Origin of the sequence: Streptomyces sp. NPDC017943 (assembly GCF_044328425.1) — a bacterium.
GTDB classification, from domain to species: domain Bacteria; phylum Actinomycetota; class Actinomycetes; order Streptomycetales; family Streptomycetaceae; genus Streptomyces; species Streptomyces djakartensis_A.
On the sequence record NZ_JBIRHH010000004.1, the window covers coordinates 419076 to 429236 of the forward strand.

At 71.2% G+C, this 10161-nt stretch carries 8 protein-coding genes; 6 read left to right on the top strand and 2 right to left on the bottom strand.

Features of this window, described 5'->3' with window-relative positions:
- Positions 1–4 precede the first annotated feature (4 nt).
- The gene (locus ACH4C6_RS15505) at positions 5–1006 is read left to right on the top strand and encodes an endonuclease/exonuclease/phosphatase family protein (RefSeq protein ID WP_398109092.1); all 1002 of its coding nucleotides are present in this window, start codon (positions 5–7) and stop codon (positions 1004–1006) included.
- A 95-nt stretch (positions 1007–1101) separates the two neighbouring features.
- Here the strand turns inward: ACH4C6_RS15505 and snpA are convergent, their stop codons facing one another.
- Entirely contained in the window at positions 1102–1773 is a 672-nt protein-coding gene (gene snpA, locus ACH4C6_RS15510; RefSeq protein WP_398109093.1) for a snapalysin, read from the bottom strand.
- Positions 1774–1946: 173 nt separating this feature from the next.
- Here snpA and ACH4C6_RS15515 point away from each other — a divergent pair, with 173 nt between their 5' ends.
- Positions 1947–2906, top strand: coding sequence for a LysR family transcriptional regulator (locus ACH4C6_RS15515; RefSeq protein WP_398109094.1), 960 nt, complete (start codon positions 1947–1949; stop codon positions 2904–2906).
- Between the two features lie 64 nt (positions 2907–2970).
- Here the strand turns inward: ACH4C6_RS15515 and ACH4C6_RS15520 are convergent, their stop codons facing one another.
- Positions 2971–5052: a PhoX family protein gene (locus ACH4C6_RS15520; protein ID WP_398109095.1), complete on the bottom strand. Its 2082-nt coding sequence runs from the start codon at positions 5050–5052 to the stop codon at positions 2971–2973.
- A 277-nt stretch (positions 5053–5329) separates the two neighbouring features.
- Between ACH4C6_RS15520 and ACH4C6_RS15525 the strand changes: the two genes are divergently transcribed.
- The 4 genes from ACH4C6_RS15525 to ACH4C6_RS15540 form a co-directional block, all read left to right on the top strand.
- Positions 5330–7030 carry a VWA domain-containing protein gene (locus ACH4C6_RS15525; protein WP_398109096.1) on the top strand — a complete coding sequence of 567 codons (1701 nt, stop codon included), beginning with the start codon at positions 5330–5332 and terminating at the stop codon, positions 7028–7030.
- A 157-nt stretch (positions 7031–7187) separates the two neighbouring features.
- Positions 7188–8903 (top strand): methionine--tRNA ligase, encoded by a 1716-nt coding sequence (gene metG / locus ACH4C6_RS15530; RefSeq protein WP_398109097.1) that lies wholly within the window; start codon positions 7188–7190, stop codon positions 8901–8903.
- 112 nt (positions 8904–9015) lie between these two features.
- Entirely contained in the window at positions 9016–9381 is a 366-nt protein-coding gene (locus tag ACH4C6_RS15535; RefSeq protein ID WP_376326511.1) for a PH domain-containing protein, read from the top strand.
- 96 nt (positions 9382–9477) lie between these two features.
- Positions 9478–10161, top strand: a 684-nt coding sequence (locus tag ACH4C6_RS15540) for a hypothetical protein (protein ID WP_398109098.1), incomplete at its 3' end; no start/stop codon positions are given.

A 10161-nucleotide genomic window follows, 5' to 3' on the forward strand; every position in this document is an offset into this window, starting at 1 on the left:
GGCCTTGGACACCGCCGCCGCCGAGTGGACCGCCACCGACGAGGGACCGGAGCGCCGCCCCGCCGGACGGCGGTTCGGCGTCTGGTGCGCCGCCCTGCTGCTCGCCGGAGTGAGCGTGGTCGCCGGCTGCCGGGCCGCCGACACCGACGGCATCACCCCCGTCCCGCAGCTCCTGGCCTTCCTGCCCTGGCTGCTCGCCCCCACCGCCGTCGCGCTGCTGCTCACGCTGCTGGCCCGCTGGTGGCCCGGCACGCTCTGGGGCGTCGCCCTGCTCGGCGTGCTGGCCTGGTACATCGAGCCGTACGGCACCTCCGACGAGCCCGCGGGCCGACCGGTCGCCGCGTTCCGGGTGCTCACCTCCAACGTCGAGTTCGGGCAGGGCACGCCCTCCCTCGTCGCCGCGGTCCGCCGCGAGCAGCCGGACCTCGTGTTCGTCGAGGAGTGCGACCACGCCTGCGACACCCGGCTGAAGCAGGACCTCGCCCGGGACTACCCGCACCGCCGGGCCGTCGAGGGCGGCGGCTCCGAGGGGTCCGTGATCCTCAGCCGCTTCCCGCTGCGGCCCGCCCCGGGTGTCCGCGCCACCATGGGCATGCCCGGGGCGGTCGCCGACGTGGACGGCCACGCCGTACGGCTCCAGCTCGCCCATCCGATGCCTCCGCTGCCCGGGCAGGTGGACCTGTGGAAGAAGGAGCTGGGCGACCTGCGCGACGCGGCCCGCGCCGACCCCGGCTCCCCCCTGGTCCTGGCCGGGGACTTCAACGCCTCGCAGGACCACGCCGCCTTCCGCCGCATCCTCGACACCGGGCTGCGCGACGCGTCCCGCCTGGACGGCGCCGACCGCACGGCCACCTGGCCGGCGCGCACCGCCCCGACGTTCGGCGCGCAGATCGACCACGTCCTGGTGTCCGGGGAGTTCGCCGCGGACCGCACCCGCATCCTGGACCTGTCCGGCACCGACCACCGGGCCGTGGTCACCGACCTCACCCTGCACGAGGGCCCCTGACTCACGCCGAACACGGACACGGACACGGACACGGACGCGGACACGGATACGGCCGCCCCACCCACCGGTGGGACGGCCGTATCCGCGTGGGGGTCTCAGCGCGCCGACTTCTCCAGCGCCTTGTCCATGGCCGCCGCCAGGCCGTTGGCCCACAGCTGGTTCACCCGCGACCGCTCGGCGGAGTTGGGGTAGGCGTTGGTGCAGGACGTGCCTGGACCGCCGCCCGACATCAGCTCGCTGCACGGGCCGGTGTAGTGGTCGGGCAGACCGAGGACGTGACCGGTCTCGTGGGCGGTGACCCGGGTGGAGTTGTACTGCTGGTTCTGCCGGTAGTCCAGGAAGATGTAGCCCCGGCCGTGGCCGTCGGTGGAGGCGTACGAGCCGCGGGAGTCGTTGCCCTCCCGGTAGCTGAAGTCGGCCGTCGACGCGGAGCCCGCCTGGAGGCGCACGTTCGTCACCGAGCTGTTCCAGATCTGGGTGCTGCGCGCTATCTGGGTGCTGAACGACGGCGCCCGGGAGGCGTCGTAGACGACGGTGACCGCCGCGGCGGCGCTCGGGTTCTCGGCGCGCTTCTCCGCGACGGACTTCAGGACCGCCTGGAAGAACGCTCTGCTCGCGTCCGAACCGGCGGACGGCGCGGACGACTTGGCGACGAACCCGGCGTGCGGCTCGGCGACCGGGGCGGCCGCGGCGGGGAGGGCCGTACCGAGACCGGCCGTGGCGAGGCCGAGACCGAGGACCGCCAGGGCGGACGTGTACTTGCGCATCGATGACTCCTTGGGTGGGGGTTGAGTCTCACCGGTGAGTCTCGATGGCTGTGCGCCGCCTGTGATGATGGCAACCGGGGATAGGCCGGAGCTATCGGCTGCCCAGTTCACCTGATTTAGCGGTGAATTATGTGGCTGGTTAACGCTGCGATTCCGCTTTAGCCTCACAGAGCATGGAGCTCGAGGTGAGGCACCTCCGCGCGCTGTGCGCCATAGCCGACACCGGCAGTCTGCACCGCGCCGCCCGGCAGCTGGGCGTTTCCCAGCCGTCGCTGAGCACACAACTGCGCCGGATCGAGCAGGAGCTGGGCGGCCCGCTGTTCCTGCGCTCGCACACCGGCTGCCGCCCCACCCCGCTGGGGCGCCTGGTCCTGAGCCGGGCCCGTCCGCTGATGAGCGACCTGCACCTGCTGGTCACCGAGGCGAGGGCCGCGGCCACCGGCGGCACCGAACTGCGCATCGGCGCCACCGCCAGCAAGGCCCTGGCGGGCTGGCTGCGCCGGCTGCGCGCCCGCGGCCACAACCCCAGTCTGCACATGAACGTCTCCCCGAACGCCCTGCTGCACATGGTCGCCGCGGGCCGGCTCGACGTCGCCTTCGTGCACGAGGTGGAGGGCTGTCCCCTGCGCGTCCCGGCGGAACTGCGGCTGCGCGTCCTGGTCGAGCGCGAACCGCAGTGCGTCTCGCTGCCCGCGGACCACCCGGCGGCCGTCAAGCAGGAGGTCGACGTGGCCGACCTGGCCGGCGACCGCTGGATGATCGATCCCACGGTCGACGGCGAGTGGGACGCCGTCCTGCGGATGTTCCGCGACGCCGGTGTCAGCCCCCACCTCCTGCACGGCGACTACCACACGGCCGACGTCCTGGTCGCGACCGGCGAGGTCGTCACCGTCTGCCAGCCGACCCGCACCCCCCGCCCCGACATGGCGGTCCGCCGGCTGAGGGGCGACCCGCTCGGCGTGCGGCTGATCGCCGCGGCCCGTACCGAGACGGACCTGGACGGCGTCTACCCCGCGCTGGAGGAGGCGTACGGGGAGGTGGCCCGGCAGGCCCCGGCCTACCGGGAGTGGCGCCACCCGGACCGGCCGGCATCCGACGGCCCCCGCAGGCCCCCGAGTCCGGCCCTCCCGTGACGCCCCTCCCGTGACGGCCCGCCCGTGACGGCCCTCCCGTGACGCCCCGCCCGTGGCGCGGCCGTCAGACGCCGATGTCGCGTCCGTCGGCGCGCCACACGGCCACGACGGCCGGGCGGACGTACCTGCCGGGTCCGTCGGGCCAGCTGCTGGCGGGCTTCTCCACGGTCGCCCCGTCGATCTCGCCCGGGTGCTGCACGGCGACCAGCACGCGCCGGTCCTGGATGATCGGCCCGCAGGTCTCCGCCCCCTTCGGCACGGTCAGGAACTGCTTCAGCTCACCGCGCCGCTCCCCCCGGGTCGCCACGCCGAACAGGCCGTCGTGCGAACCGAGCTGGGCGCCGTCGGTGGAGATCCACAGGTTGCCGTGCGGGTCGAAGGCCACGTTGTCCGGGCAGGAGATCGGGCTCACGCCCTCCTTCGGGAAGCCCGCGAAGTACGTCGCCGGGTCCTCCGGGTCACCGGCGACGAGGAACAGCGACCAGGCGAACCGCGTGCTCTCCGGCCGGTTCCAGCGCTCGGTCAGCTCCAGCACGTGCCCGTGCTTGTTGGCGTGCCGCGGATTGGCCTCGTCCGCCTTCGGGTTGGAGCCGACGCCGCGGTTGGAGTTGTTCGTGAGGGCGACGTACACCTTGCCGGTGACCGGGTTGGGCTCGATGTCCTCGGGCCGGTCCATCTTGGTGGCGCCGACCTTGTCACCGGCCAGCCGCGTGAAGACGAACACCTCCTCGGCGCTCATGCCCTCCACGTGCGAGACGGCGCCCTTGGCGGTGGCGGTGGCCAGCGGGATCCACTCGCCGCCGCCGTCGAACTCCCCGTCGCCGGGCAGCTTGCCCGTGCCGTCGATCTCCAGGGCCGGCGAGTCGCCGGTCAGCCTGGCGACGTACAGCGTCCCCTCGTCGAGGAGGGACAGGTTGTGCTCCCGCACGGCGCGGCTGTGGCCGTGCTTCATCCGCTTGCTGCCGACGAACTTGTAGAAGTAGTCGAACCGCTCGTCGTCACCGGAGTACACGACCGGCCGCCCGTCGTGCGTCAGCCGCACGGTCGCGGCCTCGTGCTTGAACCGCCCGAGCGCGGTGTGCTTGCGGGGCGTGGAGTGGGGGTCGTACGGGTCGAACTCGACGACGTACCCGAACCGGTGGACCTCGTTCGGCTCCCGGGCGACGTCGAACCGCTCGTCGAACCGCTCCCACTTGCGCTCGGTCGCCCCGGACCCGATCCCGTAGCGCTTTTCGGTGGCGCGCGAGGCGTTGGCGAAGTACTGGTTGAAGTTCTCCTCGCCGTGCAGGGTCGTGCCCCACGGGGTGACGCCGCCGGAGCAGTTGTTGAGGGTGCCGAGCACCTTGGTGCCGGTCGGGTCGGCGGAGGTCTTGACCAGGTCGGAGCCGGCGGCGGGGCCGGTGAGCCGGAACTCGGTGGTGGCGGTGACCCGGCGGTTGAGGTGGTGCCGGGACACGGCGGTGAGCCGGCCGCTCCTGCGGTCCTCCTCCACCACGACGGCCGACAGGCCGTGCGCGGCCCAGGCGATCTCGGCCTGCTCGCGGGTGGGGTTCGCGGCGTCGTAGCCGCGGAACATCAGGATCTCGTCGGTGTACTCGTGGTTGGCCACGAGCAGCTGCCGGCCGCGCTCCCCGGGCAGCGGGAGCAGGGCGAGGAAGTCGCAGTTGTACCCGAACTGCCCGGCCTGGGCCCTGGCGCTCTGCCGCTCCGGGTCGAAGGCCGGGGCACCGCGCAGGATCGGCTCGCCCCACCGGATGACGACGTTCTGCCGGTAGCCCTCCGGCACGGTCACGGCGTCGGTGGTGTTGGGCGCGACGGGGGAGAACCGCAGCCCGCGGGCGCCCTTGTGCGTGCGCCGGGCGGCCGGGGCGCTCTCGGAGGCGGCCGGTGCGGCGCTCGCCGCAGGCGCCTGCGCGACCCCCACCGCGCCCGCGCCCGCGGCGGCCACGGTGACGACCGCCGCGGCCCGCACCATCGCTCGCCGGCTGAGCGCCCCGGCGATCACGTCACCGACGTAGGCGTTGGCACTGGTGTTGGGCACCTCGTGGAAACAGGCGTCACCACACCGGAACCGGCAGGTCATGGCGGACCGGCCACCAGGGTGCGAACCGGACGGCGTTCCGATCAACGGCAGCAGCTTGCGCACTTTGCTCTCCTTGGATGCCCTTGGTGTCAGCGTGACCGTAGGGGCACGTATGTGCGGTAGCCGGGCGCCCCGATGAACAACGAGTGAACCCGCGGCAGCTGTACGGGGGTTGCACCTGTTCAAGCCGCCGACACCCACCGGGACCGGATGCGCCCTTGACAGACCGGGCCGCCCACACCCGACCCTGCCCAAGATCACCCAGGAGGGCCGCTAACCTTACGTGTCCGTCCTGGCCAGGGATTGACGGGCTTCAACTCACGCGAAGGGTTGCGCGCACATGGGCATTCTCACTCGGTTGCGGAACGCGTTCGGACGGTCCCGCAAGTCACGGACCGCCGAGGCGGAGGGTGCGGCGCGGACCACGACGGTCGAGCCGGAGGCCACGACCGGCGCCTCCCCGGCCCCCACGACGGACCCCAAGCTCCCGTCCCCCTCCCCGGAACCGGCCCCCGAGCCGACGGCGAGCGTGCCGGAACCCCGCGTCTCCCCGGGCTCGCCGTCCCCCACGGCCGACGACGAACACGACCTGGTGTCCGCGGCCTTCGACAACGTGACGGTCCCCCGCCCCACGCGGTCGACGGAGTCGGACGGGAAGCCGGAGCAGCGGGAGACCCGCGAACCGGCGGCAGAGACGCCGGTGGCGGCCGAGCCGAAGGCTGAGGCTGAGGCTGAGCCGAAGACGAAGGCGAAGGCTGAGGGCAAGACCGAGGACAAGGCTGACGCCGCGGCCGAGACGGCGAAGCCGGAACCGAAGCCGGAGCCGGAAGCAGCCCCGGAGCCTGAGGCCGAGGCCGCCGCCCCCGCCGCGGAAGCCGAACCGAAGCCTGCCGCCAAGGCGGAGACGGAGGCGAAGCCCGCGGCCAAGGCGGACGCGAAGGCCGAGGACAAGCCCGACGCCGCGTCCGAGACGCCGAAGCCGGAGCCCAAGGCCGAGGCCCCCGCCGCAGAAGCCGAACCGAAGCCTGCCCCCAAGGCAGAGGCAGAGGCAGAGGCGGAGGCGAAGCCCGCAGCCAAGGCGACGGCGAAGAAGACCACGCAGACGAAGGCCACAGCCACGGCGAAGTCCAAGACCGCGACCAAGTCGGCCTCGAAGACGGTGTCCAAGAGCACGTCGAAGACCGCGTCCAAGTCGACGTCCAAGACCAAGCCGGACGCGACGCCCGAGCCCGCGGCCGCCGACGGCGAGAAGGCCCCACAGGGGCCATCCGCACCCGCGGACGAAAGCCGCACGGGTGGTGCGGGTGGGAACGACACGGCCGAAGGCGGAGCCGAGGCCGAGGCCAAGGCCAAGACCACCCCCACCGGCCCCGCCCTCCCCCTCACCCGCGTCAAGTCCCACGCCCCCGGCCTCACCACCGCGTACAAGGCCGCAGCAACCGCCCTGGACAAGAACGACCTCACCGGCACCCGCGCCAAGGTCTACCTCGTCCTCGACCGCTCCGCGTCCATGCGCCCGTACTACAAGGACGGCTCCGCCCAGGCCCTCGCCGAGCAGACCCTCGCCCTCGCGGCGCACCTCGACCCCGAGGCCACCGTCCCCGTCGTCTTCTTCTCCACCGAACTCGACGGCACCGGCGAGATCACCCTCGGCGACCACGAGAACAAGATCGACACCCTGCACGCGGACCTCGGCCGCATGGGCCGCACCAGCTACCACGCCGCCGTGGAGGCCGTCCTCGCCCACCACGACAAGGCCACGGCGTCCGGCACCACGGAGGGCCCCGCCCTGGTGGTCTTCCAGACGGACGGCGCCCCCGACGCGAAGACCCCCGCCACCCAGGCCCTCACGGACGCCGCGAAGACCCACCCGGCCGTCCACTTCTCGTTCGTCGCCTTCGGCGACCCCGAGAACAAGGCCTTCGACTACCTCCGCAAGCTGAAGACCCCCAACACGTCCCACTTCCTCGCCGGCGAGACCCCCCGCGAGCTCACGGACAAGGAGCTCTACGAGGGCGTACTGGCGAACTGGCGCCCGTAACCCCACCGGCTCCACCCGGCCGTACGACGCCGCCCGCTTCCCACCCCGCAAAAGGGGAGGCGGGCGGCGTATCCATGTCGGCTACGATTTCAAGGTTCCGTAGACGACCGAGACCACGAGATCGTCACCCCGCGTAGCGACTTGGGAGCAGCCCGCGATGGCTCGACACCTCATCACCAGCGCCCTTCCGTACATCAACGGGATCAAGCACCTGGGCAACATGGTGGGGTCCATGCTCCCGGCGGACGTGTACTCCCGCTATCTGCGCCAGCGGGGCCACGAGGTCCTCTACATCTGCGCGACCGACGAGCACGGCACCCCGGCGGAACTGGCCGCCAAGGAGCAGGGCGTCCCCGTGGACGAGTTCTGCGCCCAGGCCCACGACCAGCAGAAGGCGATCTACGACGGCTTCGGCCTGGCCTTCGACTACTTCGGCCGCAGTTCCTCCCCGCAGAACCACGAGATCACCCAGGAGATCGCGCGCGAGCTCAAGGCCAACGGCTTCATCGAGGAGCGCTCGATCCGCCAGGTCTACTCGAACGCCGACAGCCGCTTCCTGCCCGACCGGTACATCATCGGCACCTGCCCGCACTGCGGCTACGACAAGGCCCGCGGCGACCAGTGCGAGAACTGCACCCGCGTCCTGGACCCGACCGACCTGATCGACGCCCGCTCGGCGATCAGCGGCAGCAGCGACCTCGAGGTCCGCGAGACCAAGCACCTGTTCCTGCTCCAGTCGGTGCTGGCCGGCGAGGTCGAGGCGTGGGTCGACGAGCGCGCCGACGAGTGGCCGGTCCTGGCCTCCTCCATCGCCCGCAAGTGGCTGACCGAGGGCCTGCACGACCGGGCGATCACCCGTGACCTGGACTGGGGCGTCCCGGTCCCCGCCGACACCTGGCCCGACCTCGCCGCCGAGGGCAAGGTGTTCTACGTCTGGTTCGACGCCCCGATCGAGTACATCGGCGCGACGAAGGAGTGGGCGGACCAGGACCCGGAGAACCGCGACTGGCGCTCCTGGTGGTGGGAGTCCGACGCGGACGTCCGCTACACGCAGTTCATGGGCAAGGACAACGTCCCCTTCCACAGCGTGATGTTCCCGGCGACCCTGCTGGGCACCCGCGCCCCGTGGAAGAAGGTCGACGTCATCAAGGCCTTCAACTGGCTGAACTACTACGGCGGCAAGTTCTCCACGTCCCAGCGCCGGGGCGTGTTCACGCACGACGCGCTCGACATCCTGCCGGCCGACTACTGGCGTTACTTCATGATGGCGAACGCCCCGGAGTCGGACGACTCGTCCTTCACCTGGGAGCACTTCACCGCCACGGTCAACAAGGACTTGGCCGACACGCTCGGCAACTTCGTCAACCGCGTCCTGTCGTTCTCCAGGAAGCGCTTCGGTGAAGAGGTCCCGGCGGGCGCCGAGCCCGGTGAGGCGGAGGCCCGGCTGGGTGAGGAGATCGCCCGCCTGCTCGCGGAGTACGGGTCCCAGATGGAGGCCATCCAGTTCCGCAAGGCGGCGGCGGCGCTGCGCGCCCTGTGGTCCGCGGGCAACTCCTACCTGGAGGAGAAGGCCCCCTGGCTGGAGATCAAGACCAACCCGGAGGGCGCGGCCCTCACCCTGCGCACGGCGATGAACCTCATCCACCTCTACGCGGTGGTCTCCGAGCCCTTCATCCCGACGTCGGCGCAGCGGATGCGTGAGGCGTTCTCCCTGGAGAACGACACGGCGCGCTGGGTGACGGCCGACGAGGCGAAGTCGCTGGACTCCGTGCCCGCGGGCACCCCGTTCACCATTCCGCCCGTCCTGTTCGCCAAGCTCACGGACGACGACCTGGAGTCCTACAAGGAGCGCTTCGGCGGCGAACCGGCCTGACCGGCGCCCCGCACCGCCCCCGGAGGGAATCGCCCTCCGGGGGCGGTGCCGTTTTCCCTCCGGCACTGAGATGATCGGGAGAAACCGGTCAACTCAGTGGGGGGAACCACCGATGGCACTGTTCGGCAACGCGCACACCGTGAACCCGGCCTCGGCCCAGCAGGACTACGCCCGTCTCCTCGGGCACGGCGAGCAGGTGCACGCCGCTTTCCTGCTGATCCGCGACACGATCCTGTTCACCGACCGCCGCCTGATCCTGGTCGACAAGCAGGGCATCACCGGCAAGAAGGTGGAGTACCACTCGGTCCCGTACCGCAGCATCACCCACTTCTCGGTGGAAACGGCGGGGACGTTCGACCTCGACGCGGAACTGAAGATCTGGATCTCCGGCACTCCGGCCCCGATCGAGAAGACCTTCACCAAGGGCGTCGACATCTACGAAGTCCAGGCGATCCTGACCCAGTTCGTCGCGAGGTAGCCCTCCGCGCACAGGGAACGTTTTTGCCGTCCTCGAAAGGGTGAACGCACCCCGACCGGCCCGCGACACCGCAATCGACGGACCTACCTTGCCCGTATGGTCACCTCAACCCATGAGACCTCGCACCGGATCTTCCAGGATCATCCGGAGGTTCTCTTCCCCGTCTTCGAGGCGCTGGGACTCCCGCCGCCCGCGAAGGCGACCATCGAGGCGCTGACGCCCGACGCCACGGAGATCAAGCCCCTGGAACGCCGGGTGGACACCGTACTGAGAGTCGAGCCGTCGGAGGGCGACGGCTTCCTCATCGCCATCGAGGCCCAGACCGGCAAGGTCCGGGGCAAGGGGCTCAGCTGGGCGTACTACGTGGCGTACCTGCATGCGAAGTTCGGCCTGCCGGTGCTGCTCGTCGCGGTGTGCCGGAACCGGCCCACGGCGGCCTGGGCGGCCGGGCCTTTCGAGTGCCGTGTCGGTACGTGGACGTCACAGGCCACACGGCCGTTCGTCCTGGGCCCGGACAACGTCCCGGAGATCACCGACGAGTCCCTCGTCGCCCGGGCACCGGCGATGGCCACCTTCTCGGCCATCGTGCATAGCGAAAGCGAAAACGCCCCCGCCATACTGGACATGCTGGCCCGCGGAATGCGGTCGTTCGACAAGGCCACAGCGAAGTACTGGTGCGAATGGCTTGAAGTAGGACTGGAGAACACTCCGGTCCAGGAGACCTGGAGAGAGCTGGAAAAGATGGTCGCCACTTACTTCCCGGGCAGGGGAACCCTCTTC

Bases quoted from the DNA above. Each gene is read 5' to 3' on its own strand.
- ACH4C6_RS15525 (WP_398109096.1), top strand. From the start codon at position 5,330: ATGGGCATTCTCACTCGGTTGCGGAACGCGTTCGGACGGTCCCGCAAG.
- ACH4C6_RS15535 (WP_376326511.1), top strand. From the start codon at position 9,016: ATGGCACTGTTCGGCAACGCGCACACCGTGAACCCGGCCTCGGCCCAG.
- snpA (WP_398109093.1), bottom strand. From the start codon at position 1,773: ATGCGCAAGTACACGTCCGCCCTGGCGGTCCTCGGTCTCGGCCTCGCC.
- ACH4C6_RS15515 (WP_398109094.1), top strand. From the start codon at position 1,947: ATGGAGCTCGAGGTGAGGCACCTCCGCGCGCTGTGCGCCATAGCCGAC.
- metG (WP_398109097.1), top strand. From the start codon at position 7,188: ATGGCTCGACACCTCATCACCAGCGCCCTTCCGTACATCAACGGGATC.